This is a genomic window from Actinomadura luteofluorescens (assembly GCF_013409365.1).
Lineage (GTDB): Bacteria > Actinomycetota > Actinomycetes > Streptosporangiales > Streptosporangiaceae > Spirillospora > Spirillospora luteofluorescens.
On the sequence record NZ_JACCBA010000001.1, the window covers coordinates 2,311,730 to 2,338,614 of the forward strand.

Here is a 26,885-nt window from a genome sequence, read left to right on the forward strand (position 1 = left end):
CAGATACAGGAGGTGCGCGTGAGCGGGACCCTCGAAGGGCGCGGGCCGTGATCCGCAAGGCCGACCCGGCGTCCGCCGAGAAGGAGACCGTCTACAACCGGATCCCGGTGCTGAGGGCGGAGCGCGGTGTCTCGCGGCGCGACCTCGCCACCGCGCTGGGGGTGCACTACCAGACGGTCGGCTACCTGGAACGGGGCGAGTACAGCCCCAGCCTGCACCTCGCCCTGCGCATCGCCGAGTACTTCGAGGTGCCGGTCGAGGTCGTCTTCTCCCTCAAGCCGTTCCCGAGAATCGGAGACACACCATGACGAACCGTACCGACGGATGGCTGGAGCGGTCCCGCCGCAAGCGCGCGGACCGTTTCGCCAGGCTCGACGAGGAACTGGAGCGGCGGATGCCCGCCCGCTACGCGCGCCGCCGCCCCCGCCGGGTGCTGGCGGGGGCGGGCGCGGCCATGCTGGGCCTGTTCTGGGTGGACGCCGCGGTGTCCTGGGCGCTGGCCCCGAGCGACACCGCGATGATCGTCAACTTCGTGATCCTCGGCGTGCTGGTGGTGGCCGGGATGCCGCTGGCCGGCCAGCTGATCGCGATGACCCGGGGCCTGACCTCCCGGCGGGAGCGGGAGCTGGACGAGCGGCAGCTCGCGGCGCGGCTCCGCGCGTTCGCGACGTCGCACCAGGCCACCACGGTCGTGATCTTCGCGGTGCTGGTGGCGACGATGGTCGCCGACCGGGACGGCCGCGAGTCGCGGATCCCCGGCGCCGCGCTCTTCCTGATCCTGTTCGCGCTGCTGGCGACGCACACGCTGCTCCCCCTCGTCGTCGCGGCCTGGCAGACGCCCGATCCGCCGCCCGCCGACGACGAGGGGGAGGACGGCTAGCGCAGGTCGCCGTTCGTCATGCCCTGCGGCGCGGGCGGCAGCGCGACGAGGCCCATCTCGGCCCGTCCCGACAGCAGCGGGTGGCTCGGCACCACCCGCACGCTGTAGCCGAACGCGCCACTGCGCCCGAGCGGCACCTCGCCGGTGTAGCGGCGCCGCCCGCTCTCCGCCGGGCCGCCGTCCTCCAGCTCCAGGTAGGACGGGTCGACGAGCGCGTCCGCGTCGTCCACCCGGCCGTAGGCGACCTCGACGGCGACGTCCTGCGGGGCGAGCCCGTCGAGGTCCACCACGACGCGGACCGGCAGCCGCGCGCCGACCTGCGGGCTCTCCTCCCCGGTGGACTCGATGTGCTCGACGGCGACCCGCGACCAGGCCGAGCGGACCTGCCGCTTCCAGCCGGCGAGCTCGCGGGCGCCCGCGAACTTGTCGGCGACCATGGAGCGCTCCGACACGGCGGCCGGGGTGTACAGGTCGTCGACGTAGTCGCGGAGCATCCGGGACGCGAGGACCTTCGGGCCGAGGGTGGCGATGGTGTGCTTGACCATCTCCAGCCAGCGGCGCGGCATCCCGGCCGAGTCCCGGTCGTAGAACGTGACGGACACGTGGTCCTCGATCAGCTCGTACAGGGCGGCGGCCTCCAGCTCGTCGCGCCTGTCGGGGGCGGCGAGGCCGTCGGCGGAGGGGATCGCCCAGCCGTTCTGGCCGTCGTACCACTCGTCCCACCAGCCGTCGCGGATCGACAGGTTCAGCCCGCCGTTCAGCGCGGCCTTCATCCCGGACGTGCCGCACGCCTCCAGCGGGCGCAGCGGGTTGTTCATCCACACGTCGCAGCCCTGGACCATGAGCTGCCCGAGCGCCATGTCGTAGTCGGGCAGGAACACGATCCGGTGCCGGACGTCCTCGGAGCCGGTGAAGCGGACGATCTCCTGGATGAGCCGCTTGCCGCCCTCGTCGGCCGGGTGCGCCTTCCCGGCAATGACGATCTGCACGGGCCGGTCGGGGTCCAGCAGGATCGCGCGGAGCCGGTCCGGGTCGCTCATCATCAGCGTGAGCCGCTTGTAGGACGGGACGCGCCGCGCGAACCCGATCGTCAGGACGTCGGGGTCGAGGGCGTCGTCGATCCAGGAGGTCTCGGCCTCGCTGGCGCCGCGCTGGCGCCACGACTCGCGGAGGCGGCGGCGCGCGTCCGTCACGAGGCGGCGGCGCAGCAGGTTCCGCATCCGCCAGACCTCCGGCTCGGGGACGTCGCGCACCGCCTCCCAGCCGCGCCCGGACTCCATCACCGACGGCAGCTCCCGGGCGGTGAACTCCAGCACCTCGCGCGCGACCCAGGTCCCCGCGTGCACGCCGTTGGTGATCGACCCGACGGGGACCTCGGCGGTGTCGAACCCGCCCCACAGCCCGCCGAACATCTCCCGGCTGACCTCGCCGTGCAGGCGGCTGACGCCGTTCACGCGCTGCGCGAGCCGCATCCCCATCACGGCCATGTTGAACACGGTGCGGTCGCCGCCGGGGTAGTCCTCGGCGCCGAGCGCGAGGATCCGGTCGACGGGGACCTGCTCCTCCTCGTTCGCGCCGCCGAAGTAGCGGGCGATCAGCTCGCGGGGGAACCGGTCGATGCCGGCCGGGACGGGCGTGTGGGTGGTGAAGACCGTGCCCGCCCGGACCGCCTCCAGCGCCTCGTCGAAGGTCAGGCCCTCCTCCTTGGCCAGCTCGCGGATGCGCTCCAGGCCGAGGAACCCGGCGTGGCCCTCGTTGGTGTGGAACACCTCCGGCGCCGGGTGGCCGGTGATGCGGCAGTACGCGCGGATGGCCCGCACGCCGCCGATGCCGAGCAGCATCTCCTGGAGGAGGCGGTGGTCGCCGCCGCCCCCGTACAGCCGGTCGGTGACGTCGCGGGCGGCCTGGTCGTTCTCCTCGACGTCGGAGTCGAGGAGCAGCTGCGGGACGCGGCCGACCCGCGCGATCCACACCTGCGCGTGCAGGCCGCCGCCCTTGGGCAGGCCGATGACGACGCGCACCGGCGTCCCGTCCCGCTCGCGCAGGAGGGTGAGGGGCAGGCCGTTGGGGTCGATCGGGGGGTAGCGCTCCAGCTGCCAGCCGTCCGGCGACAGCGACTGGGAGAAGTAGCCGTGCCGGTAGAGGAGGCCGACCCCGAGGATGGGGACGCCGAGGTCGCTGGCGGTCTTCAGGTGATCGCCCGCGAGGATGCCGAGGCCCCCGGAGTACTGCGGCAGCGCGGCGGTGATCCCGTACTCGGGTGAGAAGTAGGCGATGCTCACCGGCGAGTCCCCCGGCCGCGACTGGTACCAGCGCGGAGCCGTGAGGTACTCCTGCAGGTCCTCGGCGGTGTCCTGGAGGCGCCGCAGGAAGCGCCGGTCCTCCGCCAGCCGCGCGAGCCGCTCGGGGGCGACCTCGCCGAGCAGCCGGACCGGATCGTGGTGGACGGCCTTCCAGAGCGCCGGGTCCACGTCGCGGAAGAGGTCGAGCGTCTCGTGGTGCCACGACCAGCGCAGGTTGAGGACCAGCTCTTCCAACTGCCGGAGAGGCTCGGGAAGGACGGTGCGTACCGTGAAACGTCGGATTGCCTTCACGCAACGTCACGCTATGCGCTCCGGGGGCATGGGCGCGACGGCGGGGACCACACCGTCACCTCGCGGACCGGTCGGCCCCGCGGTGGCTCGAATCCCCGGAGCCCCTTCCCCACAAGGGCTCTCGTCCCGTCCCAGGCGGTCGTCACCTGGGCGGGCCTCCGCGTCGCGGCCGACCGTTTGCCCAAACTCGACCTTCCCGAGACCCGCGCGGGGCGGCCGGGGTCGGCCATGGGCGGGGCCGCACACCACCGCACGCCACCGCGCGTCCTCGGTCGAACGCGGAAAATCACCCGGGCTACTCGGCGGTAGTCGGCGGGTTCCGGGCATGGACGTTTTGGATCTCTCGAGAGGGTAGGTGTGGCACATGCACGTCGAGTCCGGAACGTCCAGCATGCCCGGCATTCCGAGGCTTGGCCGCATTCCGATCGTCAACGTCGAACCGGTGGTGGGGTGCGGCCGGTGGCCGGCGAAGGCCGTCGTGGGTCAGACGGTCGAGGTGTCGGCGACGGTGTTCCGGGAGGGGCACGAGCGGCTGGGCGCGGCGGTGGTGCTGCGGACGCCGGAGGGCGAGGAGCTGGCGCCGCAGCGGATGAGCGAGGTCGGGGCGGGGCTGGACCGGTGGTCGGCTCTGGTGACGCCGACGGAGATGGGGTCGTGGTCGTTCCGGGTGGAGGCCTGGGGCGATCCGATCGCGCACTGGCGCCACGACGCCGAGATCAAGGTTCCGCGAGGTCAGGACGTCGAGCTCATGCTCGCCGAGGGGGCGCGGCTGTTCGCGCGCGCGGCCGAGGCCGTCCCGGGCAAGGACCGCCCGACCGTGGAGCGGCTGGCCAAGCGCCTCGGGGACGAGACCGTGCCGGTCGCCGACCGGATGGAGGCCGTGGCCGATCCCGACGTCGAGGACGTCCTGGAACGGCATCCGTTGCGGGATCTGCTGACGGTCAGTGACTGGTACCCGCTGGTGGTGCACCGGCAGCGGGCGCTGTTCGGGGCCTGGTACGAGTTCTTCCCCCGCTCCGAGGGCGCCGCCTTCGACCCCCTGGGACGCCGCGGCCCGACCTCGGGCACCTTCCGCACCGCGATGAAACGCCTCCCCGCGATCGCCGACATGGGCTTCGACGTGGTCTACCTCCCACCCGTCCACCCCATCGGCACCACCCACCGCAAAGGCCCCAACAACACCCTGGACGCCGGCCCCTACGACCCCGGATCACCCTGGGCCATCGGATCACCCGACGGCGGCCACGACGCCGTCCACCCTGACCTGGGCACCCTGGACGACTTCGACGCCTTCGTCGCCCACGCCGGCGACTGCGGCCTGGAAATCGCCCTCGACCTCGCCCTGCAATGCTCCCCCGACCACCCCTGGGTCCGCGACCACCCCGAATGGTTCACCACCCGCGCCGACGGCACCATCGCCTACGCCGAGAACCCGCCCAAGAAATACCAGGACATCTACCCCCTCAACTTCGACAACGACCCCGACGGCCTCTACACCGCCGTCAAGAACCTCATCCACCACTGGACCGACCACGGCGTCACCATCTTCAGAGTCGACAACCCCCACACCAAACCCGTCGCATTCTGGGAACGACTCCTGGCCGACATCCACACCACCCACCCCGACGTCCTGTTCCTCGCCGAGGCCTTCACCCGCCCCGCCATGATGCACACCCTCGCCAAAATCGGATTCCACCAGTCCTACACCTACTTCACCTGGCGCAACAACGCCCAGGAACTCACCGAATACATGGCCGAACTCACCGGCCCCGCCGCCACCTACATGCGCCCCAACTTCTTCACCAACACCCCCGACATCCTCAACGAATACCTCCAGCACGGCGGCCGCCCCGCCTTCGAAATCCGCGCCATCCTCGCCGCCCTCCTCTCCCCCACATGGGGCATCTACTCCGGCTACGAACTCTGCGAGAACACCCCCCAACGCCCCGGCAGCGAGGAATACCGCGACTCAGAGAAATACCAGTACCGCCCCCGCGACTGGGAAACCGCCGACCGCACCGACACCACCATCGCCCCCCTCATCACCACCCTCAACACACTCCGCAACACCCACCCCGCCCTCCAACAACTCACCAACCTGCACTTCCACCACATCGACCAACCCGAACTCCTCGCCTTCTCCAAACGCCACCTCCACGACACCGTCCTCACCATCATCAACCTCAACCCCCACCAACCCCGCGAAGCCACCGTCCACCTCGACCTGCCCGCCCTCGGCCTCCCCGACGACCCCGACCAACCCCACACCGTCACCGACCAACTCGACGGCACCACCTACACCTGGCGCGGATCGAACTACGTCCACCTCGATCCCCAGGTCCGACCCGCACATGTCCTGACGTTCGGGAGCAGCGAGAGTTGAGCGGACCCCACGAGCCCCAGTCCCCGGCCGGCCCGCCGGAAGCCCCTCCTGGCGCGGTGCCCTGGGAAGAACCCCTCACCGAGATACCGCCGGACGCCCTTCCGGCGACGTCCGAACCCGTCCCGGACGCGTTCGACCCGGAAACTCCGCGTGACCCGCACTGGTTCAAGACCGCGGTGTTCTACGAGGTGTCGGTCCGGGGCTTCGCCGATTCCAACAACGACGGTTACGGCGACCTGCGCGGGCTGATCTCCAAGCTGGACCATCTGCAATGGCTCGGCATCGACTGCCTATGGCTGCTGCCGATCTATCAATCGCCTCTGAAAGACGGCGGCTACGACATCGCCGAGTACACGAAGATCCTGCCCGACTTCGGGGAGCTCGGGGACTTCGTCGAGCTGATCGAGCAGGCGCACGCCCGGGGCATCCGGGTGATCGCGGATCTGGTGATGAACCACACCTCCGACCAGCACCCCTGGTTCCAGGCATCGCGCACCGATCCGGACGGGCCCTTCGGCGACTTCTACATGTGGGCCGACGACGACACCGGCTACCCCGACGCCCGCATCATCTTCGTCGACACCGAGTCCTCCAACTGGACCTACGACCCCGTCCGCGGCCAGTACTACTGGCACCGCTTCTTCACCCACCAGCCCGACCTCAACTACGACAACCCCGACGTCCAGGACGCCATGCTGGAGAACCTGCGGTTCTGGCTCGACCTGGGCATCGACGGCTTCCGCCTGGACGCCGTCCCCTACCTGTACGCCCGCGAAGGCACCAACTGCGAGAACCTCCCCGAAACCCACGCCTACCTCAAACGCGTCCGCGCCGAAGTCGACCGCCTCTACCCCGACCGCGTCCTGCTCGCCGAAGCCAACCAATGGCCCGCCGACGTCGTGGAGTACTTCGGCGACCCCGCCGCCGGCGGCGACGAATGCCACATGGCCTTCCACTTCCCCGTCATGCCCCGCATCTTCATGGCCGTGCGCCGCGAACAGCGCTACCCCATCTCCGAGATCATGGCCCAGACCCCCAAGATCCCCGACAACTGCCAATGGGGCATCTTCCTACGCAACCACGACGAACTCACCCTGGAGATGGTCACCGACGAAGAACGCGACTACATGTACACCGAATACGCCAAAGACCCCCGCATGAAAGCCAACATCGGCATCCGCCGCCGCCTGGCCCCCCTCCTGGACAACGACCGCAACCAACTCGAACTCTTCACCGCACTCCTGCTCTCCCTCCCAGGCTCCCCCGTCCTGTACTACGGCGACGAAATCGGCATGGGCGACAACATCTGGCTCGGCGACCGCGACGCCGTCAGAACCCCCATGCAATGGACCCCCGACCGCAACGCCGGATTCTCCACCTGCGACCCCGCACGCCTCTACCTGCCCGTCATCATGGACCCCATCTACGGCTACCAAGCCGTCAACGTCGAGGCCCAGACCAACAACCCCGGCTCCCTGCTCCACTGGACCCGCAAAATGATCGAAATCCGCCAGCGCCACCCCGTCTTCGGCGTCGGCTCCTACGTCGAATTGTCCGCCTCCAACCCCTCCGTCCTCGCCTTCACCCGCGAGATCAACGGCGGGGACGCCAACCAGTGGGGCGGCGCGAACACGGTCCTGTGCGTGAACAACCTGTCCCGGTTCCCCCAGCCCGTGGAACTGGACCTGCGGCGTTTCCGGGGCTCGTACCCGATCGAGTGCATGGGCGGCGTGCAGTTCCCCGCCATCGGCGACCTGCCCTACCTGCTGACCCTTCCCGGGCACGGCTTCTACTGGTTCCTGCTCCCGCCGCCGCCGGACGAGCAGGAGCCGGGAGAGGGAGTGATGTGACCGTGGCGCCGTCCGATCCGCCGACCGGAACCTCGCTCGTCCGGCTCCTGGCAGGCTGGCTGCCCCAGCAGCGGTGGTTCGGCGGCAAGGACGGTCCCATCCACGACCTCACCATCGGCACCGCCACCGAACTCCGCCCCGGCGACCCCGCCCTGCACCACCTCGTCCTCGACGTCCGCCAGGACGACACCACCGACCACTACCAGCTCCTCCTCGGCGTCCGCCGCGACCTGCCCGAGCATCTGGCGCCGGTCGTGATCGGGCGGCTGGAGGACCTGGAGCAGGGCATCACCGGGTACGTCTACGACGCCGCGCACGACGCGGAGCTGACGCGCCCGCTGCTGGAGCTCATGGCGGAGGAGCGGACGGTCGGGCCGCTGGCGTTCCGCCGCGCGCCCGGCACCGGCATCCGGACGGACCTGGACGGCGCGCCGATCCAGGGCGAGCAGAGCAACACCTCGCTGATCTTCGGCGACGCCTACATCTGCAAGCTGTTCCGCCGCCTGTCCCCCGGCGTCAGCCCCGACCTGGAGGTCAATCTCGCTCTGTCGCGGCGGGGCTGCGAGCACGTGCCGAGCGTGCACGGCTGGATCGAGCTGGAACCGGGCACGCTGGCGACCGCCGGCCGCCCCTCCGCGAACGGTCCTTCGAGCGGTGCGGGCTCCAGCGGGGACGAGCCGGTCACGCTCGCGCTGCTGTCGGAGTTCCTGCTCACCGCGACGGACGGCTGGCAGCTCGCGCTCACGAGCGTCCGCGACTGGTTCGCCCAGCCCACAACGCCGGGGACGGCGCCCGCGTTCACCGCCGAGGACGCCGGGGCCGCCGGCGGCGACTTCGCCGCCGAGGCCGAACGGCTCGGCGCGGCCACCGCCGAGGTGCACCGCGACCTCGCCGCCGCGTTCGGCGTGACCCAGGCGCCGCCCGAGCTGGTCCGCAGGATCGTCTTCGCGATGCACGAGCAGCTCGACCAGGTCAGCGCCGCCGTCCCGCAGCTGCGCCCCTACGCGCCCGCGATCCGCGAGGTGTTCGACCGGGTCGCCGCCGAGGCCGCCCCGCTGCCGTTCCAGCGCGTGCACGGCGACTACCACCTCGGCCAGGTCCTGCGCACCGACTCGGGGTGGACGCTGCTGGACTTCGAGGGCGAACCGGCACGCACGCCCGCCGAACGCCGGGCGCCCGCGCACCCGCTGCGCGACGTCGCCGGGATGCTCCGCTCGTTCGAGTACGCGGCGCGGTTCCTGCTGGCGCGGGAGGGCGACCTCCCGCCGCAGGCGGCGGACGCGCTGGAGCTGCGCGCCCAGGCGTGGGCCGAACGGAACCGGGCGGCGTTCTGCGCCGGCTACGCGGCCGCGGGCGGGCCCGACCCCGCGGCGTACGCGACGCTGGTGCGGGCGTTCGAGTTCGACAAGGCCGTCTACGAGATCCGCTACGAGGCGCGCAACCGGCCGTCCTGGCTGCCCGTCCCGCTGCGGTCCCTCGCCCGGCTCGCGGGCTGACCGGGCGGGGACCGCGCCGGCCTCCCCTCCACCGGCCGCGCCTCCACCGGCCGCCTCACAGGTCGATGGCGTAGTCGAGGACGACCCGGTCGGCGGGCAGCACGATCTCGCGGCAGACCTCCATGACGCCCGCGCGCGACAGCATGCGGCGGGTGATGCCGAGCACCGGTACCCCGCCCGTCATGTTCAGGGTCTCGGCCTCCTCGGGCGTCGGCATCCGGGACCGGACGGCCTCCTCGACCCGGATCGGCGGGTGCCCGAGGTAGGCCAGCTGCGCGAGCGTCCCGCCGGGCCAGGGCTCGCGGGCCGGGTCCGCGACGGGAGTCTCGCCGACCACGTCCCACGGCAGGTAGTTGACGGAGATCTGCTGCGGCTCCTCGCGGGCGTAGAAGACGAACCTGCGGCGCAGCAGTTCGGTGCCGGACGGCAGCTCGAACAGCGCGCCGAGGTCGTCGTCGGCCCGGACGCGGGAGAACTCCCGCTCCAGCCGGTAGTCCTCCCAGGTGATCTTCTGGTCGCGGGTGAACGTGGTCTGCGGGGACGCCGCCGGCCCGGTCACCGCGCGGTAGCGGTCCATCGCCACGCGCCGGGCCGGCGGGACGACGCGGACGAGCGTGCCGCCGCCGCGGCGGGTCTCCACCAGGCCCTCGCCGCGCAGCAGCCCGACGGCCTGCCGCACGACGATCTCCGAGACGCCGTGGCGGTCGCACAGTTCGGCGAGGGTCGGCAGCCGCGTCCCCGGTGGGAGGCTGCCGTCCCGGATCCCTTCTCGCAGGGTGTCGGCGATGCGCAGGTAGGCGGGACGGTCCGGCACCGGCGTCACCTCCCTCTCCTCGGGCGCGCCCCCCGGCCTCCGGCCCGCGGCAACGTTCGAACAGCATTCGATGCCGCGTTCGATCCTGCTCGTCCCTCCAGTCATCCATACCTTCCAGGCGCTATCCGCGGGGGCACGGTCCGCTTACGGACAGCTTGACACCTCTCAGGCCGAGTAAGACTTTTGTATACAGAAGCGCGGCCTCGGGGAAGGGACGACCTTGATGGGCGACTTCGAGGATCTGAAGGCGGCCATCGAGGGCGAGTTTCCGGGTTGGCAGGTGTGGCGCAGCGACGCGGGGCGCTGGTACGCGACGCGCAGCGGCGACCTCACCGACGCCCAACTCCAGGCGGGATGTGCGATGACGGTGGCCGCGGACGACTCGGAGGGGCTCCGGCGGACGCTGCTCGACCAGACGCGAGGGGAGTCCGGAGACCGGTGACGGGAGGCAGGGGAGCCGGGGCGGCCCGGTCCGCGTGCGGGGGCGGGCCGGGCTGGGACATTCCGGTACGGAAGGTACCTGTGTCGCTGAGGTGACACAGGAATGGAGCCCAGGGCGGTGGGGTCGGGGTCACCCCTGGGGCGAGGTAGACGTGGCCGCACGGACGGCACATTCGACGCGACCCCACGACGAAGAGTCGTGCCGGCCGTGCGGCCGCAACACCCGCACCGGAACGCTCCGCGCGCGAAAACAGGTCGGCCCGTCATGTGAGAGCGCCGGATCTCGGGGCAACCTCATGGGGTAAACGGCTCTTTGACGGGAGGCCATGACGCCATGGCACGGGTGACGCGCGCGGAGATCGATCGACTCGTCGGCGGCGACCACCATGATCCGCACGGCGTCCTCGGGGCGCATCCCGGCCGGGACGGGGTGACGGTGCGGGCGTTGCGCCCGCTCGCCGAGAAGGTCGAGGTCGTCCTGCCCAGCGGTGACCGGCATCCGCTCCGGCACTTCCACCAGGGGCTGTTCGCCGGGACGCTGCCCGCCGGGACGTCGCTCGCGGGCACCGAGCGGGACCGGGCGCCCCTCGCCGTCCCCGACTACCGGCTCGCCGTCACCTACGGGGACGGGATCGAGACGATCCAGGACGACCCCTACCGGCACCTGCCGACGCTCGGCGAGCTCGACCTGCACCTCATCGGCGAGGGACGGCACGAGGAGCTGTGGCGCGCGCTCGGCGCCCGCGTCCGCTCCTACGCCTCCGCGCTCGGCGCCGTCTCCGGGACGGCCTTCGCGGTGTGGGCGCCGACGGCGCGGGGCGTGCGGGTGGTCGGCGACTTCAACCACTGGGACGGCCGCGCGTACCCGATGCGGTCGCTCGGCTCCACCGGCGTCTGGGAACTGTTCGTCCCGGGCGTCGGCGACGGGACGCGCTACAAGTACGAGATCCTCGGCGCGGACGGCGTGTGGCGCGCCAAGGCCGACCCGATGGCGCAGGCCACCGAGTGTCCGCCCGCGACGGCGTCCCGCGTCTTCACCTCCTCCTACGAGTGGGAGGACGGCGCGTGGATGGACTCGCGCAAGGAGCACGACTGGCTGCACGAACCCATGAGCGCCTACGAGGTGCACCTCGGGTCCTGGCGGCCCGGGCTCGGCTACAGGGAACTGGCCGAGGAACTGACGCAGTACGTCAGCGACATGGGCTTCACGCACGTGGAACTGCTGCCGGTCACCGAGCACCCGTACGGCCCGTCCTGGGGCTACCAGGTGACGTCGTACTACGCGCCCACCGCGCGGTTCGGCGACCCCGACGACTTCCGGTACCTCATCGACCGCCTCCACCAGGCCGGTATCGGCGTCCTCATGGACTGGGTGCCCGCCCACTTCCCCAAGGACGAGTGGGCCCTGGCCCGGTTCGACGGCACCGCCCTCTACGAGCACGACGATCCGAAGCGCGGCGAGCACCCCGACTGGGGGACGCTCGTGTTCAACTTCGGCCGCGCGGAGGTCCGCAACTTCCTGGTGGCGAACGCGTCGTTCTGGCTGGAGGAGTTCCACATCGACGGGCTGCGCGTGGACGCCGTCGCCTCGATGCTGTACCTCGACTACTCGCGCAACGAGGGCGAGTGGACGCCCAACATCTACGGCGGGCGGGAGAACCTGGAGGCCATCTCCTTCCTCCAGGAGATGAACGCGACGGTCTACAAGCGCAACCCCGGCATCGTGACGATCGCGGAGGAGTCGACGGCGTGGCCCGGGGTGTCGCGTCCGACCCATCTCGGCGGGCTCGGCTTCGGGTTCAAGTGGAACATGGGCTGGATGCACGACACGCTCGAATACCTGCGCCACGAGCCGGTGTTCCGGCACTACCACCACAACGAGATCACGTTCTCGCTGGTGTACGCGTTCTCGGAGAACTACGTCCTGCCGCTGTCGCACGACGAGGTCGTCCACGGCAAGGGCTCGCTGCTGAGCAAGATGCCGGGCGACTCCTGGCAGCAGTTCGCCGGGCTGCGGGCGCTGCTCGCCTACATGTGGTCGCATCCCGGCAAGCAGTTGCTGTTCATGGGGCAGGAGTTCGGGCAGGGCGCCGAATGGGCGGAGGAGCGCCCGCTGGACTGGTGGCTGCTCGACAACGCCGCCGAGGGGGCCGACCACCTCGGGCTGCAGAAGCTCGTACGCGACCTGAACCACGCCTACCAGGGCGAGCCCGCGCTGTGGACGCGCGACAGCGACGAGGAGGGGTTCCGCTGGATCGACGGCAACGACGCGGGCGGCAACACCCTGTCCTACCTGCGCTACGGGACGGCCCCGGACGGCGGCGAACCGCCCGTCCTGGCGTGCGTCGTCAACTTCGCCGGGAATCCGCACGAGAACTACCGGGTGGGCCTGCCGCACACGGGCCGCTGGCGCGAACTCGTCAACACCGACGCCTACGAGTACGGCGGCAGCGGCGTCGGCAACCTCGGCCGGGTCGAGGCTGAACCGGTGCCGTGGCACGGGCTGCCCGCGTCCGCGGAGTTGCGGGTTCCGCCCCTGGGGGCGGTGTGGCTCGTCCCTGAATAGGGTGACGGGATGCGCCTGCACATCGTCCCCGGTCAGTTCATGGTGGAGCACCTCCCGCACGCGACGTTCCCGGAGGACGACGAGTGGGTCGCGCTCATCCGCGCCCCCGAGGGCCTCACCGTGATCCGGGACGCCTCACCGTTCGCCGAGACGGAACGCTGGGTCGGCTTCTACGGCGACGCGGGCCACGGCCTCGACACGCCCGGCGTCCTCGCCGCGATCGTGGGACCGCTGGCCGAATCCGGCGTGCCCGTCTTCGTCGCCTCGACGTACCACTCCGACCTCGTCCTCGTCCCGGAGCACCGGTCGAAGGAGGCGGCGGAGGCCCTGCGCGACGCCGGCCACCGCGTCGAGAACTAGGGACTCACAGCCTGACTCGAAGTGGCCTCGGCCGTCTGCGCGAACGCGTGACCTGGCCGGTGGAGCGAGGCCGGTGGCGAGCGGAACCGGGCAGATCGCGAAGCGATGCCGCGTTCGCCCAGGCACGGTCACGTAGCGAGCCGCCAGGCGAGCGAAGTGGGCCGGGACTGTGAAAACACAGCCTAAAGGCGTTCGAGTAGCCAGCGGGGGCCGGTGATGGCGGCGCCCGCCTCCTCGCAGCGGGCGCGCAGCTCCCGGTCGGCCGTGACCACCAGGTGGGCCTTGCCGGGGTCGCCCTGCCGGACGAGGTCGACGATCGTGTCGTCGCCGCTTCCGGGCGCGGCCACGACGCGCAGGCCGTCGACCGGCTCGTCGGCGACGCTCCGCGCCGCGCCCTCGACGACGAGGACGACCTCCGGGAAGCAGCGGTCATAGGGGAACAGTCCGCTCGGCAGGCCGTGCACGCCGCCGTCCAGGCGTTTCAGGTCGTCGCGGAGCCGCGCGTTCGCGCCCGCCCTGTCCTTCCACCAGCCGTCGGCGCGGGCGCCCACGACGTTCGCGGCGTCCACGACGAGGACGAGCTGCTGCATCGCGTCGCGCACGCGGGGCCAGCACCGGGCGAACGGCTCGAACAGCTTGCGGTCGGTGACCTCCTCCTCGCGCACCCATTCGGCTCCGCGCGTCTCCCGCGACGCGGGCAGCACCGGCGCGCGTTCGGACAGCGAACCCACGATGGAGGTGTAGGACCAGCCGCCGTGGTCCTCGACGATCGTGCCGTGGACGCTGACCGTGCCGGTGTCGAGCGTGCATTCCTCGGACGTCTCGCGCAGCGCGCCGGTGACGACGTCCTCGTGGCTGTGCAAGGCGCCGCCGAACATGCCCCACGTCCCGCCGCCGAGCCCCCACCACGCGCGCTGCTGGAGCAGCACCCACACCTGGCCGGAGGAGTCGCGGTGGTAGGCCAGAAGGCCCGCGGCGCCGAACCGCCCCCAGTGCGTGTGCCCCAGGCCGCAGCTTGCCCAGCCGTCGCCGTCTCCCATGCGTCCGACGATAGCGCCGCGGACCCGTGACCAAGGGCACAGTGCCCTCACCCGCCTCGCCGAATACCATTCGGAGGTCACCGTGATCAGGGAGAGCGAGTTGAGCGTCGAGGCGACCCCCCATCGGGAGGCGGCCGATCTGTGGAACACCCTGTCGGGCGCCGAGCTGATCCAGGCGATGGCGGACGAACGGTTCCCGCAGATCTCCGACATCAACGACTACATCGGGCAGGCCATCGCCTCCGCCGAACCGGGCCGGATCGAGATCGCGTGGACGCCGGGCGAGCGGCTCTGCAACCCCGGCGGCACCGTGCACGGCGGCTACATCGCGATGATCCTCGACAACGCGGTCTGCCTCGCGGCGAGCAGCACCTGCGAGCACTTCATGCCGATGCTCACGCTCAACCTGAACGTCGACTACCTGCGCGGCGTCCGGGCGGGCGAGACGTACACCGTGACCGGGACGTGCGTGCACCCCGGCGGCACCCGCATGGTCTCCAACGCGGTGGTCGCCGACGGTCGCGGCCGCCCGGTCGCGCAGGCGTCGGCCAGCGTGGTCCCCAACAAGGCGTTCGCGCGCTGACCCGTCCCCGCCCGGCGCGGCCCGCGGCCCGGCCGGGGGCCCGGCCGGGGGCGCGGGAGCGGCGCCCGGCGAACGCATAGGCTGGGGCCATGGTGGATCCCGGCACAGTCGTCAACGTGATCAAACAGGCCCGCGACCGGCGGACGGCCCCGCTGATCCTCGAACTCGACCTCACCGAGGGCATCGTCGAGACCGCGCCGGCCGACCCCCTCTCGGCGCTGCTGGCCATGCGGCGGCCGGGCCTGCGGGACGTCCTGGACGGGCTGCGCCGCGCCCGCTCCGACAGCCGGGTGCGCGCCCTCGTCGTGAAGGTCAGCGGCACCGTAGGGCTGGCCCTCGCCCAGGAGCTGCGCGAGGCCGTGCAGGGGCTGCGGGACGCGGGCAAGCACACCGTCGCCTGGGCCGAGACGTTCGGCGAGGGAGGCCGCGGCACCGTCCCGTTCTACCTGGCCACCGGATTCGACAAGGTCTACCTGCAGCCCACCGGCGAGGTCGGGCTCACCGGCGTCGCGCTCGAAGAGCCGTTCTTCGCCGGCGCGCTGGAGAAGGCCGGCGTCCGGCCGCGGTTCGCCAAGCGCTACGAGTACAAGACCATGGCGAACACGTTCATGGAGAAGACCTACACGCCCGAGCACGAGGAGTCGTCGCAGCGCCTCGTCACCTCGCTCGGCGAGCAGATCACCGCCGGGATCGCCGCCTCCCGCGGCCTGGCGGAGGAGAAGGTCCGCGAGCTCACCGACCGCGGCCCGCTGCTGGCCGCCGAGGCGCTGGAGGCGGGCCTGGTCGACGGCCTCGCCTACCGCGACGAGATCTACGGCGCCCTGCGCGAGGAGTTCGGCGAGGAGGCGCAGCTGCGCTACGTCTCGCGCTACAACCGCGCGCACGGCCTGGCCGACCGCCTCCCGCAGCCCGGCAGGCAGGACGTCGTGGCGTTCATCAACGGGCAGGGCCCGATCCGGCTCGGCCGCAGCGGCCGCGGCGGCCCGCTCCCGAACTCCGGGCCCGCGATGGGCTCGGACACGATCGGGGCCGCGTTCCGCGCCGCCGTGAAGGACGACCGGGTCAAGGCGATCGTGTTCCGCGTCAACTCCCCGGGCGGCTCCGCCGTCGCCTCCGACTCGATCTGGCGCGAGGTCGTGCTCGCCCGCCGCGCCGGCAAGCCCGTGATCGTCTCGATGGGCAACGTGGCCGCGTCCGGCGGCTACTACGTCGCGATGGCGGCCGACAGGATCGTCGCGCAGCCCGGGACCATCACCGGCTCGATCGGCGTCGTGGTCGGCAAGGCCGTGGTGAACGACCTGCTGGAGCGGGTCGGGGTCGGCCTCGGCTCGGTCGCCGACGGCGACCACGCCCGCATGTTCAGCGCCACCAAGGACTTCAGCGACTCCGAGTGGGAGCGCGTCAACGCCTCCCTCGACAAGATCTACGACGACTTCACCGCGAAGGTCGCCGAGGGCCGCGACCTGTCCCGCGAGCGGGTCCACGAGCTGGCCCGGGGCCGGGTCTGGACGGGCGCGGACGCGCGCGAGCGCGGCCTCGTCGACGAGCTCGGCGGCATCGACCTGGCCCTGGACATCGCCCGCAAGAGGGCGGGGATGGCCTCCGACGCGCCGGTCCGGATCTACCCGCACACCTCGCCGCTGGAGCGGCTGCGCCCGCCGGAGTCCAGCGAGGACCGCACCGCCGCGTCCGCGCGCTTCGACGGGTGGGGCTCGCTCGGCGGGCTCGCCGCGCGCCTCGGTCTGCCCTCCGCGGGCCCGCTCACGCTGCCCGGCTCCTGGGAGATCCGCTGAGCGCCGACTTCGTCGAGGCCGTCGCGGGCTTCGCCACCGGCGTGGTCGTGCTGACCGTCCGCGACGGCCGCGACGACCTCGGCACCACGATCACCTCGTTCATGTCGGTGTCGCTGGATCCCCCGATGGTGCTGGCGAGCGTGGCGTCCTCGTCCTACCTCACCGAGGTGCTGCTACGGCGCCCGCACTGGGCCGCGACGATCCTGTCCGCGTCCCAGCGCGCCCTGGCCGGGCGGTTCGCCGCCGAGGGACGGCCGGGCGCCCGCATCCTGCTGGCGAGCGAGCCCCACCACCGGGGCGAGCACTCCGGCGCCCTCGTCCCCGACGCGGGCGTCTCGGCGCTGGAGTGCGAGACCCGCCGGACGGTCGAGGCGGGCGACCACACCCTCTTCGTCGCCGAGGTCGTCTCGACCGACTACGTCAGCGCCGGGCGAGCCCCCCTCGTGAGGGCCGCCCGGCGCTACCTGACCGCCTAGGCTGTGTTTCAAAGCCCCGGCCCACTTCGCTACAGGCCCTAGGACTTCGGGAAGCGCTCCAGGAAGCCGCGCAGGTCGTCGGCGTGCTCCTCCTCCTGCGCGAGGATCTGCTCGAAGACGCGCTTGGTGGTCGGGTCGCCGTCGCCGAGCCACTGGATGATCTCGGTGTAGGACGCGATGGCGATCCGCTCCGCCACCAGGTCCTCCTTGAGCATCTCCACGAGGTCGAGGCTGGAGTTGTACTCGGCGTGCGCGCGGGTGGTGAGGGTGTCGGGCGAGAAGTCGGGCTCGCCGCCGAGCTGGACGATCCGCTCGGCCAGCATGTCGGCGTGCTGCTGCTCCTCGGCCGCGTGCTGGAGGAACTCGCTCGCGACGGTCTCGGCGTGGATGCCGGTGGCCGTGTAGTAGTGCCGCTTGTACCGCAGCACGCACACGATCTCCGTGGCCAGGGCCTCGTTGCAGACCTGGATCACGCGCTCGACGTCCGCGCCGTACGCCTCGGTGATCGGGCCTTTGTCGATCTCCTGCCGAGCACGCTCGCGCAGGGTCTTGATGTCCGTCAGGAACTCCGCCATCTAGGGGCCTCCACAGTCGACTACAGGAGGCCCTTTACCCGGCGCCCGTGCTTCCACACGGCGTGTGTCAGGGGTACGCCCGGCCGGTATGCGAGGTGGATGTAGGACGGGGCGTCCAGGACGTGGACGTCGGCGCGGGCGCCGGGCGCGAGGTGCCCCACGTCGGTGCGGCGCAGGGCGCGGGCACCGCCCGCGGTGGCCGCCCAGACGGCCTCGGCGGGCGTCATGCGCATGTCGCGGACGGCCACGGCGATGCAGAACGCCATGCTGGAGCTGTAGCAGGACCCGGGGTTGCAGTCGGTCGCGAGGGCGACGGTGGCTCCGGCGTCCAGGAGGCGGCGGGCGTCCGGGTAGGGCTGGCGGGTGGAGAACTCGACGCCGGGCAGGAGCGTCGCGACCGTCCGGGACGAGGCCAGCGCGTCCACGTCGGCGTCGCCGAGGAACGTGCAGTGGTCGGCGGACGCGGCCTCCAGCTCGACCGCGAGCCGCACGGCGGGCCCCTGGGTGAGCTGGTTGGCGTGCAGGCGCGGCGCCAGGCCCGCCTTGACGCCCGCGGTGAGGACCTCCCGGGCCTGGTCGGCGTCGAAGGCGCCCTCCTCGCAGAAGACGTCCACCCAGCGGGCGTGCGGGGCGCAGGCGGCGAGCATGTCGGTGGCGGCGAGGCGGGCGTACCCGGCGGCGTCGCCCGCGTACTCGGCCGGGACGACGTGGGCGCCCAGGTAGGTGACCTCGTCGGCGTACTCGGCGGCGATGCGGACGGCGCGCGCCTCCTGGTCGACCGTGAGGCCGTAGCCGGACTTGCACTCCACCGTCGTGACGCCCTGCCGGGCCATCTCGTGCACGAGGCGGCGCACGTTGGCGCGCAGCTCGTCGTCGGACGCGGCGCGGGTGCGCTCGACGGTCGTGCGGATGCCGCCCGCGGCGTACTTCTCGCCGCTCATCCGGGCGGCGAACTCCTCGGCGCGCTCACCGGCGAAGACGAGGTGGGCGTGGGAGTCCACGAAGCCGGGCAGCACCGCCCGCCCGCCGGCGTCGAAGGACTCGTCGGCGGCGGGGGCGCGCGAGGACGGGCCCGTCCACGCGACCGCGCCGTCCTCGATCACCAGCGCGGCGTCGCGGACGACGGCCAGGCCGCCGCCCCGGTGAGTGGATACGGCGGGATCGTTGGTGACCAGCTCTCCGATGTTGGTGATGACCGTGCTCATCGGCGCAGGATCTCACGGGGCGGGGACGGGCCGGTGGTGACGGCGGCGATGGAGCGGGCCAGCGCGGCGGGGACGTCTTCGACCAGCAGGTGCCGGCCGTCGCGGACGATCTGGCGGCCGGAGACGACGACGTGCCGCACGTCGGCGGCGGTGGCGGCGAACACGGCGGCCTCGGCGGCGTGGTCCGGGGCCGCGCCCGCGGTGCGGACCGAGTCGAGGGCGACGGTGACGAGGTCGGCGTAGGCGCCGGGTTCCAGCCGTCCCGCCTCGGGCCAGCCGAGCCCGTAGTGGCCGTTGGACGTGGCCGCCGTGAGCAGCTCCCCCGCCGTCCAGTGGCCGCGGGCGCGGGTGCGGAGCCGCTCGTGCAGCTCGACCGCGCGGGCCTCCTCGAACAGGTCGACGACGGCGTGCTGGTCGGAGCCGAGGCAGATCGGGGAGCCCGCGTCCGCCAGGTCGCGGGCGGGGCCGATGCCGTCGGCGAGGTCCCGCTCGGTGGTCGGGCACATGCACACGCCGGTCATCGTCGTCCCGAGCAGGCCGATGTCCTCCTCGGTGAGGTGCGTCGCGTGCACGGCCGTGGTGAGCGCGCCGAGCGCCCCGGCCTCGGCCAGCAGGCGGGCCGGCGTCATGCCGTAGGCGTCCAGGCAGTCGCGGTTCTCGGCGGGCTGCTCGGACAGGTGGACGTGCAGCGGCGCGCGGTGCTCGCGCGCCCACGAGGCGACGGCGTGCAGCTGCTCGCGCGGCACGGCCCGGACGGAGTGGATCGCTGCGCCGACGCGGGCGTGGGACCGCCCCGACTTGCCGGTCCGCTCGTGCAGGCTGTCGACGCGCCGCGCCCAGTTCCCGGCGGTGCCGTCCCCGAACCGCAGCTGCGGCCCGGCGAGCGGCCGGCCGATGCCGCCGGTCAGGTAGCAGGTGTCGAGCAGGGTGATGCGGATGCCCGCGTCGGACGCGGCGGCGATCAGCGCCTCGCCCATGGCGTTCGGGTCCCCGTAGGGGGCGCCGCCCGGGCGGTGGTGCAGGTAGTGGAACTCGCCGACGCAGCTGATCCCCGCGAGGGCCATCTCGGCGAACACCGCGGTCGCGAGCGCGCGGTAGGAGTCCGGGTCGAGCCGGTCGGCGACCCGGTACATCTGCTCGCGCCACGTCCAGAACGTCCCGGAGTGCGCCTGGACGCGGGAGCGCAGCGCGCGGTGGAACGCGTGGGAGTGGGCGTTGGCGAGGCCCGGCAGGGTCAGGCCGGGCAGGTGCCGGGCGTCGGGCGGGGCCGGGACGCGGGGGGTGATGCCGGAGATCCGCTCGCCGTCGGCCTCGATGAGCACGTCGGCCGCGACGCCGTCGCCTAGCCAGGCGAACTGGGCATGCCACTGCATGACGGATCCCCTACCCGCGCGCCAGGTCGTCCAGTACGGCGGCGAGGGCCTCGACGCCGGCCAGGCGGTCGGCCGGCTCGGCGAACTCCTCCGGCGCGTGCGACACCCCCGTCGGGTTCCGCACGAACAGCATCGCGGTCGGCAGCCGCGCCGACAGGACGCCCGCGTCGTGGCCCGCGCCCGTCGGCAGGACGGGGACGCCGCCGAGCGCCGCGCCGACGCGGTCGCGCAGCGCCAGGTTGAAGTCGACGATCTCGGTGTAGGACTCCTCGGCGAGGTCGACGCTCACCCGGTGCGGGCGCGCCGCGACCCGCGCGGCCTCGTCCACCTCCAGCACGGTCCGGCGGACGGCGTCGTCGGCGGGGCCGCGGGCGTCCAGCCAGGCGGTGACCGCCGACGGGATCGCGTTGACGCCGTTCGGCTCGACCCGGACCTTCCCGACCGTGGCGACGGTCCCGTTGCGCTCGGCGGCCTCCCGCGCGGCGATGACCATGTGCGCGAACGGCAGCATCGGGTCGCGCCGGTCGGGCAGCCCGGTCGTCCCGGCGTGGTTGCCCTCGCCCGCGAAGTCGAACCGCCACCGGCCGTGCGGCACGATCGCGCTCGCGACGCCGACCGGCTGCTCCAGCGACCGGCCCTGCTCCACGTGGAGCTCGACGTAGCAGGCGATCCGGCCGAGCAGGTCCTCGTCCGGGCCGATCGCGTGCGGGTCGAGCCCGGCGTTGTGGACGACCTCGGCGAACGTGTGCCCGCCGGCGTCGGTGAGCCCGCGCGCCCGGGCCGGGTCGATCGCCCCGGCCAGCAGCCGGGAGCCGAGGCACGCCACCCCGAACCGGGCGCCCTCCTCCTCGGCGAACGCCCCGATCCCGATCGGCCGCGCCGGCCGGACGCCGCGCTCGCGGAGCAGGTCGACCGCCGCGAACGCCGACACGATGCCGAGCGGCCCGTCGAACGCTCCGCCGCCCGGCACGGAGTCGAGATGGCTGCCGGTCAGGACGGCGCCCGTGCGGGACCCGTCCTCCGGGTACCACCAGGCGATCATGTTGCCGTTGGGGTCGTGCTCGAGGTCGAGGCCGCGGCGCCGCGCCTCGTCCGCGAACCAGGCGCGGCACTCCAGCTCCGGCGGCGTCCACGCGAACCGGTGGTAGCCGCCGGTCACCGCGTCCCGCCCGACCGGCAGCAGCTCCGCCCACATCTCCTCGAAGCTCATGGCCGCATGGGGATGCGCACGCCGCGCTCGTCGGCGACCTCGGCGGCCCGCTCGTAGCCGGCGTCGACGTGCCGCATGACGCCGGTGCCCGGGTCGTTGGTCAGGACGCGCCGGAGCTTCTCCCCCGCGAGGGCCGTGCCGTCGGCGACGCAGACCTGCCCGGCGTGGATGGAGCGGCCGATGCCGACCCCGCCGCCGTGGTGGACGGACACCCACGTCGCGCCGGAGGAGGTGTTGAGCATCGCGTTCAGCAGCGGCCAGTCGGCGATCGCGTCCGATCCGTCCTTCATGCCCTCGGTCTCCCGGTACGGGCTGGCGACCGAGCCGCAGTCGAGGTGGTCGCGGCCGAGCACGATCGGCGCGCTGATCTCGCCGCGCGCCACCAGGTCGTTGAACACCTCGCCCGCCCTGTCGCGCTCGCCGTAGCCGAGCCAGCAGATCCGCGACGGCAGGCCCTGGAAGTGGACCTTCTCCTGCGCCATCCGGATCCACCGGGTCAGCGGCTCGTTGTCGGGGAACAGGTCGAGGATCGCCTGGTCGGTGCGGGCGATGTCCTTCGGGTCGCCCGACAGCGCCGCCCACCGGAACGGCCCCTTGCCCTCGCAGAACAGCGGCCGGATGTAGGCGGGCACGAACCCGGGGAACTCGAAGGCGCGCGCGTAGCCGGCGAGCTGCGCCTCGCCCCGGATGGAGTTGCCGTAGTCGAACACCTCGGCGCCCGCGTCCTGGAACCCGACCATCGCCTCGACGTGGACGGCCATGGAGGCGCGGGCCTTGGCGATGAAGCCGTCGCGGTCCTTGTCGCGCTCGGCGGCCATGTCCTCGAAAGCGACGCCCTGCGGCAGGTACGCCAGCGGGTCGTGGGCGCTGGTCTGGTCGGTGACGATGTCGATCGGGGCGCCGCGGCGCAGCAGTTCCGGGACGATGTCGGCGGCGTTGCCCGGTACCGCGATCGACAGCGGCCGGCGCTCGGCCCTGGCCTCCTCGGCGAGCCGCAGCGCCTCGTCCAGCGAACCGGCCCGCACGTCGCAGTAGCGGTGCGCGACCCGGCGCTCGATCCGGGACGGGTCGCACTCGACGCAGATCGCGACGCCGCCGTTCATCGTGACGGCGAGGGGCTGCGCGCCGCCCATCCCGCCGAGCCCGGCGGTCAACGTGATCGTCCCGGCGAGGGTGCCGCCGAACCGCTTCTCGGCGACGGCGGCGAACGTCTCGTAGGTGCCCTGCAGGATCCCCTGCGTCCCGATGTAGATCCACGATCCGGCGGTCATCTGGCCGAACATCGTCAGGCCGAGCGACTCCAGGCGGCGGAACTCCTCCCACGTGCCCCACTGCGGGACGAGGTTGGAGTTCGCGATGAGCACGCGCGGCGCCCACTCGTGCGTCTGGAAGATCCCGACCGGCTTGCCGGACTGGACGAGCAGCGTCTCGTCCCCCTCCAGGTCGGACAGCGACCGGATGATGCCGTCGAAGGCGTCCCAGTTCCGGGCCGCCTTCCCGGACCCGCCGTAGACGACCAGCTCGTCCGGGTGCTCGGCGACCTCGGGATCGAGGTTGTTCTGGATCATGCGCAGGGCGGCCTCCTGCGGCCACCCCTTGGCGGCGGTCAGCGAGGTGCCGCGCGGCGCGCGGACGGGACGGGGACCGGACATCTGGGACTCCTTCAGGAGAGCGGGCCGGTGACGGCCTCGGCGGCGGCGACGAGCGAGCCGTCCCGGACCAGTGCGGTCGCGGCGGCGATCTCGGGGGCGAGGTAGCGGTCCGGGCCGGGCGGCGGCACGGCCTCGCGGAGCCTGGAGACCACGGCGGCGGTGGCCGGGCCGGGAAGCAGCGGGGTGCGCAGTTCCAGCGCCCGCGCGGCGGTGAGGATCTCGACGGCGACCACCTGGGCGAGGCCGTCCACCGCGCGGCGCAGCTTGCGGGCCGCGCTCCACCCCATCGAGACGTGGTCCTCCTGCATGGCCGAGCTCGGGATCGAGTCGGCGCTCGCGGGCACGGCGAGGCGCTTCAGCTCCGACACGATCGCGGCCTGCGTGTACTGGGCGATCATGTGCCCGGAGTCGACGCCCGGGTCGTCGGCGAGGAAGGCGGGCAGCCCCGCGGAGCGCCCCCTGTCCAGCATCCGGTCGGTGCGGCGCTCGGACATCGAGGCGACGTCGGCCGTCGGGACGGCGAGGAAGTCCAGCACGTAGGCGACCGGAGCGCCGTGGAAGTTGCCGTTCGACTCGACCCGCCCGTCCGGCAGGACGACCGGGTTGTCCACGGCGGACGCCAGCTCCCGTCCCGCGACCAGTTCGGCGTGCGCGAGCGTGTCGCGGGCGGCGCCGTTGACCTGCGGGGCGCAGCGCAGCGAGTAGGCGTCCTGCACGCGGGTGCAGTCGGGCCCCCGGTGCGACTCCATGATCTGCGAGTCGGCCAGCAGCGCCCGCAGGTTCGCGGCCGACGCGGCCTGGCCGGGGTGGGGCCGCAGGTCCTGCAGGTCGGCGGCGAAGACGCGGTCGGTGCCGAGCAGCGCCTCGACGCTCATCGCGGCGGCGACGTCGGCGGCGGTGAGCAGCCTCCGCAGGTCGTTGATGGCCAGGACGAGCATGCCGAGCATCCCGTCCGTGCCGTTCAGCAGGGCGAGCCCCTCCTTGGCGCCGAGCGTGACCGGGGCGATCCCCGCGTCCCGCAGAGCGTCGGCCGCCGGCCTCAGCTCACCGGCGGCGTCCCGGACCGACCCCTCGCCGATCAGCGCGAGGGCCACGTGGGCGAGCGGCGCGAGGTCGCCGGAGCAGCCGAGGCTCCCGTACTCGAAGACCTGCGGGGTGATGCCCGCGTTGAGCAGCCCGGCCAGGGTCCGGGCGGTGACGGGCTGGACGCCGGTCCGGCCGGTGGCGAGCGTCCGCAGCCGGAGCAGCATCAGCGCCCGGACGACCTCGCGCTCGACCTCGGCCCCCGACCCCGCCGCGTGCGACCGGACGATGTTCAGCTGGAGCTGCGCCCGGAGCTCGGGCGCGATGTGCCGGGTGGCGAGGGCCCCGAAGCCGGTCGAGACGCCGTAGACCGGCGTCGGGCGCGCCGACAGCTCCTCGATGTGGGCCCGCGCCTCACCGATCAGCTTCAGCGCCCCGTCCGTCAGCGCGACCCTGGCACCGTCCCGCGCCACCGCCACGATCTGCTCGAACGCCAGCGGTTCCGGGCCGACCTCGACCCCTGCGTCCCCCATACCCAAACCCATACCCACCATTGGAGCGCGTCCGGGGCCGCACCCCCAGCCCCGGACGGCGCTCTGTGTCTCGTATACGAGACAATCGGAGCATGAGCCAGGTCCCCGCCGCCCGCCGCGCCCTCGCGGTGCTGCGCCTGCTGGCGGGCGCGCCCGGCCCGCTGCCCGCCTCGGCGATCGCCCGCTCCCTCGCCCTCCCCCGCTCCAGCGCCTACCACCTGCTGACCGCGATGGCCGAGGACGGCTTCGTCACCTACATCCCCGAGGAGCGCCGCTGGGGCCTCGGCGTCGCCGCCTTCGAGATCGGCTCCGCCTACCTGCGCCACGAGCCCCTGGAACGCCTCGCCCGCCCCCTCCTGCGCCGCCTGGTCGACCGCGTCGGCGAGATCGCGCAGCTCGGCGTCCTGCACGGCGCCGAGACCCTCTACCTGCTGAAGGAGCAGCCGCCCCGGCACGCCGCCCTGGTCACCGACGTGGGCGTCCGGATGCCCGCGCAGCTCACCGCGAGCGGCCGCTCGATCCTGGCGTACCTGCCGCCCGCGCAGGTCAGGGCCCTGTTCCCGGGCCGCTTCGTGGACCGCACCGGCCGGGGCCCCGCCACCCTGCGCGACCTGCGCCGCACCCTCGCCGAGGACGCCCGCCGGGGCTGGGCGGTCGAGGACGGCCACGTCACCGAGGGCTTCGCGAGCATCGCCGCCTGCGCCTTCGACCACACCGGCCGCCCCACCGCCGCGATCACGGTGACGTTCCGCCGCGAGGACCACCCGGAGGAGACGTGGCCCGCCCTGGCGCACCAGGTGCGCGCCACGGCCGCCGCCCTCACCACCCGCCTCACCGGCCGCCCTCCGGCCTGACGCCGAAACGGTCCGCGACCAGCCGGCCGGCCCAGAGGCGCAGCGCGTCCTCCACGGGCGGGTGGCTCAGCCCGGCCTCCTTGGCCAGCGCGTCCGCCGACGACGTGTCGTACCGGTCCTCGGACAGGAAGGACAGCGTCTCGGGCTCGACCCCGGTGAGCGCGCGCGGCAGCCGCCGCACGAGCCCGACCGGCACCGTCACCCGGGGCGGGCGCACGCCGAGGTGCCGCGCCAGGAGCCCGACCAGCTCGGGCAGGGGCGGCGTGGCATCGTCCAGAACCCGGTGGGCGCGGTAGGCCCCCTCGTCGTACTCGGGCACGGCCGCCATGAAACGGGCCAGGTGATCGACGGTGACCACGGGCACGAACGTGCGCCGCGACCCGGCCAGGGCGGGCAGGCGCCCGGCCCAGAGATCCCGCACCATCTCGGCGAGCCCGATGTACTGCCCGGCCTCCCCGGTGGCCGAGTGCCCGATCACGGTCGCGGGATGCACCGCGGTGAGGGGCGCCCCCGTCTCCGCCGCGACCGCGCGCACCGCCGCGTCCCCTTCGAGCTTGGACGCCTCATACGCGCCCAGGCGCCGGTAGAGCGCGTCGAGTTCCTTCGCTGGCACCGGGTAGGCGAGCCTCCCTTCGGAGGCCACGCGATAACCGGAGACGTGGACCAGGCGCCGGAGCCGCGGACGCGCGGCCGCCCACCGCGCCACGTTCACGGCACCGTCGACGTTCGCCCGCCGCGCCTCCTCCCGGCCGAGCCCGAACCGGAACAGGGCGGCGGCGTTGAAGACGTCCCGCACGGCCTCCAGCCGCTCGCGGTCCTCCTCGTCCAGGCCCAGGTCCGGCCGCGTGATGTCGGCGCCGACGACCATCAGCCCCTGATCGTCGACGCCGTGCTCGCGCAGCCATCCCCGCAGCTCGCCACCGCGCCCGGCGCCGCCCCGGACGGCCACGGCGACCGCCCGCCCCCGTCCCAGCAGTTCCGCCGTCAGCCATCGGCCGACGAACCCCGTCGCCCCGACCACCAGGGCACCGCCGGCCCCGCTCTCCCTGAACGTCATGGGGAGAAACTAGACCGGTCTACCTATTTTGTCGAGCGCGTGTCAGCGCTTCTTCGCCCTTCCGCCACTGCAGGTCGCCCTGGTACCCGAGGGCGGCGTTGACGCTTCCCACCGTGGCGCCGAGCGA

22 protein-coding genes are annotated in these 26,885 nt (G+C 72.9%); 12 read left to right on the forward strand and 10 right to left on the reverse strand.

The window, feature by feature from the left end; translation table 11 throughout:
* Window positions 1-50 precede the first annotated feature (50 nt).
* A complete protein-coding gene (locus BJY14_RS45060; RefSeq protein WP_312879783.1) occupies window positions 51-308 on the forward strand; it encodes a helix-turn-helix transcriptional regulator in 258 nt (85 codons plus the stop codon).
* Window positions 305-880 (forward strand): hypothetical protein, encoded by a 576-nt coding sequence (locus BJY14_RS10600; protein ID WP_179843447.1) that lies wholly within the window; start codon window positions 305-307, stop codon window positions 878-880. Before BJY14_RS45060 ends, BJY14_RS10600 begins: the two co-directional genes overlap by 4 nt.
* On the opposite strand, the gene glgP is transcribed toward BJY14_RS10600, so the two are convergent.
* Window positions 877-3,474, reverse strand: a complete 2,598-nt coding sequence (glgP, locus tag BJY14_RS10605) for an alpha-glucan family phosphorylase (protein WP_179843448.1) — start codon at window positions 3,472-3,474, stop codon at window positions 877-879. The genes BJY14_RS10600 and glgP overlap by 4 nt on opposite strands.
* A gap of 364 nt (window positions 3,475-3,838) precedes the next feature.
* Here glgP and BJY14_RS10610 point away from each other — a divergent pair, with 364 nt between their 5' ends.
* Genes BJY14_RS10610 through BJY14_RS10620 form a run of 3 tightly spaced genes read left to right on the forward strand, consistent with a single transcriptional unit; the run spans window position 3,839 to window position 9,203 of the window.
* Window positions 3,839-5,857 (forward strand): alpha-1,4-glucan--maltose-1-phosphate maltosyltransferase, encoded by a 2,019-nt coding sequence (locus tag BJY14_RS10610; RefSeq protein WP_179843449.1) that lies wholly within the window; start codon window positions 3,839-3,841, stop codon window positions 5,855-5,857.
* Between the two features lie 56 nt (window positions 5,858-5,913).
* The gene (gene treS / locus BJY14_RS10615; protein ID WP_312879128.1) at window positions 5,914-7,707 is read left to right on the forward strand and encodes a maltose alpha-D-glucosyltransferase; all 1,794 of its coding nucleotides are present in this window, start codon (window positions 5,914-5,916) and stop codon (window positions 7,705-7,707) included.
* Window positions 7,704-9,203 (forward strand): maltokinase N-terminal cap-like domain-containing protein, encoded by a 1,500-nt coding sequence (locus BJY14_RS10620; protein WP_312879129.1) that lies wholly within the window; start codon window positions 7,704-7,706, stop codon window positions 9,201-9,203. Before treS ends, BJY14_RS10620 begins: the two co-directional genes overlap by 4 nt.
* A gap of 55 nt (window positions 9,204-9,258) precedes the next feature.
* Here the strand turns inward: BJY14_RS10620 and BJY14_RS10625 are convergent, their stop codons facing one another.
* Complete coding sequence (locus tag BJY14_RS10625; RefSeq protein ID WP_312879130.1) at window positions 9,259-10,026, reverse strand: GntR family transcriptional regulator; 768 nt, start codon at window positions 10,024-10,026, stop codon at window positions 9,259-9,261.
* Window positions 10,027-10,240: 214 nt separating this feature from the next.
* Here BJY14_RS10625 and BJY14_RS10630 point away from each other — a divergent pair, with 214 nt between their 5' ends.
* The 3 genes from BJY14_RS10630 to BJY14_RS10640 all read left to right on the forward strand — a co-directional run bounded on the left by BJY14_RS10630 (window position 10,241) and on the right by BJY14_RS10640 (window position 13,384).
* The gene (locus BJY14_RS10630; protein ID WP_179843451.1) at window positions 10,241-10,459 is read left to right on the forward strand and encodes a hypothetical protein; all 219 of its coding nucleotides are present in this window, start codon (window positions 10,241-10,243) and stop codon (window positions 10,457-10,459) included.
* Window positions 10,460-10,792: 333 nt separating this feature from the next.
* Window positions 10,793-13,024, forward strand: a complete 2,232-nt coding sequence (gene glgB / locus BJY14_RS10635) for a 1,4-alpha-glucan branching protein GlgB (RefSeq protein ID WP_179843452.1) — start codon at window positions 10,793-10,795, stop codon at window positions 13,022-13,024.
* Window positions 13,025-13,033: 9 nt separating this feature from the next.
* Window positions 13,034-13,384: an ACT domain-containing protein gene (locus tag BJY14_RS10640; protein WP_179843453.1), complete on the forward strand. Its 351-nt coding sequence runs from the start codon at window positions 13,034-13,036 to the stop codon at window positions 13,382-13,384.
* Between the two features lie 182 nt (window positions 13,385-13,566).
* Here the strand turns inward: BJY14_RS10640 and BJY14_RS10645 are convergent, their stop codons facing one another.
* On the reverse strand, window positions 13,567-14,424 hold the full coding sequence (locus BJY14_RS10645) for an NUDIX domain-containing protein (RefSeq protein WP_179843454.1): 858 nt from the start codon (window positions 14,422-14,424) through the stop codon (window positions 13,567-13,569).
* 82 nt (window positions 14,425-14,506) lie between these two features.
* Between BJY14_RS10645 and BJY14_RS10650 the strand changes: the two genes are divergently transcribed.
* The 3 genes from BJY14_RS10650 to BJY14_RS10660 all read left to right on the forward strand — a co-directional run bounded on the left by BJY14_RS10650 (window position 14,507) and on the right by BJY14_RS10660 (window position 17,276).
* A complete protein-coding gene (locus BJY14_RS10650; RefSeq protein ID WP_312879132.1) occupies window positions 14,507-15,007 on the forward strand; it encodes a PaaI family thioesterase in 501 nt (166 codons plus the stop codon).
* An 89-nt stretch (window positions 15,008-15,096) separates the two neighbouring features.
* On the forward strand, window positions 15,097-16,800 hold the full coding sequence (gene sppA, locus BJY14_RS10655; protein ID WP_179843456.1) for a signal peptide peptidase SppA: 1,704 nt from the start codon (window positions 15,097-15,099) through the stop codon (window positions 16,798-16,800).
* Window positions 16,785-17,276: a flavin reductase family protein gene (locus tag BJY14_RS10660; RefSeq protein ID WP_179849291.1), complete on the forward strand. Its 492-nt coding sequence runs from the start codon at window positions 16,785-16,787 to the stop codon at window positions 17,274-17,276. Before sppA ends, BJY14_RS10660 begins: the two co-directional genes overlap by 16 nt.
* Window positions 17,277-17,314: 38 nt before the next feature.
* Here the strand turns inward: BJY14_RS10660 and BJY14_RS10665 are convergent, their stop codons facing one another.
* The 6 genes from BJY14_RS10665 to hutH are packed head-to-tail and all read right to left on the reverse strand — an operon-like array spanning window position 17,315 to window position 24,847.
* Window positions 17,315-17,851, reverse strand: coding sequence for a ferritin-like domain-containing protein (locus BJY14_RS10665; protein ID WP_179843457.1), 537 nt, complete (start codon window positions 17,849-17,851; stop codon window positions 17,315-17,317).
* A gap of 20 nt (window positions 17,852-17,871) precedes the next feature.
* The gene (gene hutI / locus BJY14_RS10670; RefSeq protein WP_179843458.1) at window positions 17,872-19,056 is read right to left on the reverse strand and encodes an imidazolonepropionase; all 1,185 of its coding nucleotides are present in this window, start codon (window positions 19,054-19,056) and stop codon (window positions 17,872-17,874) included.
* Entirely contained in the window at window positions 19,053-20,429 is a 1,377-nt protein-coding gene (locus BJY14_RS10675) for a formimidoylglutamate deiminase (protein WP_179843459.1), read from the reverse strand. Before BJY14_RS10675 ends, hutI begins: the two co-directional genes overlap by 4 nt.
* 10 nt (window positions 20,430-20,439) lie before the next feature.
* Complete coding sequence (locus tag BJY14_RS10680; protein WP_179843460.1) at window positions 20,440-21,639, reverse strand: allantoate amidohydrolase; 1,200 nt, start codon at window positions 21,637-21,639, stop codon at window positions 20,440-20,442.
* Complete coding sequence (gene hutU, locus BJY14_RS10685) at window positions 21,636-23,291, reverse strand: urocanate hydratase (RefSeq protein WP_179843461.1); 1,656 nt, start codon at window positions 23,289-23,291, stop codon at window positions 21,636-21,638. The genes BJY14_RS10680 and hutU overlap by 4 nt, the downstream gene beginning before the upstream one ends.
* 11 nt (window positions 23,292-23,302) lie before the next feature.
* The gene (hutH, locus tag BJY14_RS10690) at window positions 23,303-24,847 is read right to left on the reverse strand and encodes a histidine ammonia-lyase (RefSeq protein WP_179843462.1); all 1,545 of its coding nucleotides are present in this window, start codon (window positions 24,845-24,847) and stop codon (window positions 23,303-23,305) included.
* 92 nt (window positions 24,848-24,939) lie between these two features.
* On the opposite strand from hutH, the gene BJY14_RS10695 reads away from it, so the two are divergent.
* The gene (locus BJY14_RS10695) at window positions 24,940-25,701 is read left to right on the forward strand and encodes an IclR family transcriptional regulator (protein ID WP_179843463.1); all 762 of its coding nucleotides are present in this window, start codon (window positions 24,940-24,942) and stop codon (window positions 25,699-25,701) included.
* On the opposite strand, the gene BJY14_RS10700 is transcribed toward BJY14_RS10695, so the two are convergent.
* Window positions 25,679-26,758: an SDR family oxidoreductase gene (locus BJY14_RS10700; protein WP_179843464.1), complete on the reverse strand. Its 1,080-nt coding sequence runs from the start codon at window positions 26,756-26,758 to the stop codon at window positions 25,679-25,681. The genes BJY14_RS10695 and BJY14_RS10700 overlap by 23 nt on opposite strands.
* Between the last annotated feature and the right edge of the window lie 127 nt (window positions 26,759-26,885).

Excerpts from the sequence above, each read along its gene's own strand:
- BJY14_RS10600 (WP_179843447.1), top strand. The coding sequence starts at position 305 with ATGACGAACCGTACCGACGGATGGCTGGAGCGGTCCCGCCGCAAGCGC.
- BJY14_RS10610 (WP_179843449.1), top strand. The coding sequence starts at position 3,839 with ATGCACGTCGAGTCCGGAACGTCCAGCATGCCCGGCATTCCGAGGCTT.
- BJY14_RS10630 (WP_179843451.1), top strand. The coding sequence starts at position 10,241 with ATGGGCGACTTCGAGGATCTGAAGGCGGCCATCGAGGGCGAGTTTCCG.
- glgB (WP_179843452.1), top strand. The coding sequence starts at position 10,793 with ATGGCACGGGTGACGCGCGCGGAGATCGATCGACTCGTCGGCGGCGAC.
- BJY14_RS10640 (WP_179843453.1), top strand. The coding sequence starts at position 13,034 with ATGCGCCTGCACATCGTCCCCGGTCAGTTCATGGTGGAGCACCTCCCG.
- BJY14_RS10645 (WP_179843454.1), bottom strand. The coding sequence starts at position 14,424 with ATGGGAGACGGCGACGGCTGGGCAAGCTGCGGCCTGGGGCACACGCAC.
- sppA (WP_179843456.1), top strand. The coding sequence starts at position 15,097 with ATGGTGGATCCCGGCACAGTCGTCAACGTGATCAAACAGGCCCGCGAC.
- BJY14_RS10665 (WP_179843457.1), bottom strand. The coding sequence starts at position 17,851 with ATGGCGGAGTTCCTGACGGACATCAAGACCCTGCGCGAGCGTGCTCGG.
- hutI (WP_179843458.1), bottom strand. The coding sequence starts at position 19,056 with ATGAGCACGGTCATCACCAACATCGGAGAGCTGGTCACCAACGATCCC.
- BJY14_RS10675 (WP_179843459.1), bottom strand. The coding sequence starts at position 20,429 with ATGCAGTGGCATGCCCAGTTCGCCTGGCTAGGCGACGGCGTCGCGGCC.
- BJY14_RS10680 (WP_179843460.1), bottom strand. The coding sequence starts at position 21,639 with ATGAGCTTCGAGGAGATGTGGGCGGAGCTGCTGCCGGTCGGGCGGGAC.
- hutU (WP_179843461.1), bottom strand. The coding sequence starts at position 23,291 with ATGTCCGGTCCCCGTCCCGTCCGCGCGCCGCGCGGCACCTCGCTGACC.
- hutH (WP_179843462.1), bottom strand. The coding sequence starts at position 24,847 with ATGGGGGACGCAGGGGTCGAGGTCGGCCCGGAACCGCTGGCGTTCGAG.
- BJY14_RS10695 (WP_179843463.1), top strand. The coding sequence starts at position 24,940 with ATGAGCCAGGTCCCCGCCGCCCGCCGCGCCCTCGCGGTGCTGCGCCTG.
- BJY14_RS10700 (WP_179843464.1), bottom strand. The coding sequence starts at position 26,758 with ATGACGTTCAGGGAGAGCGGGGCCGGCGGTGCCCTGGTGGTCGGGGCG.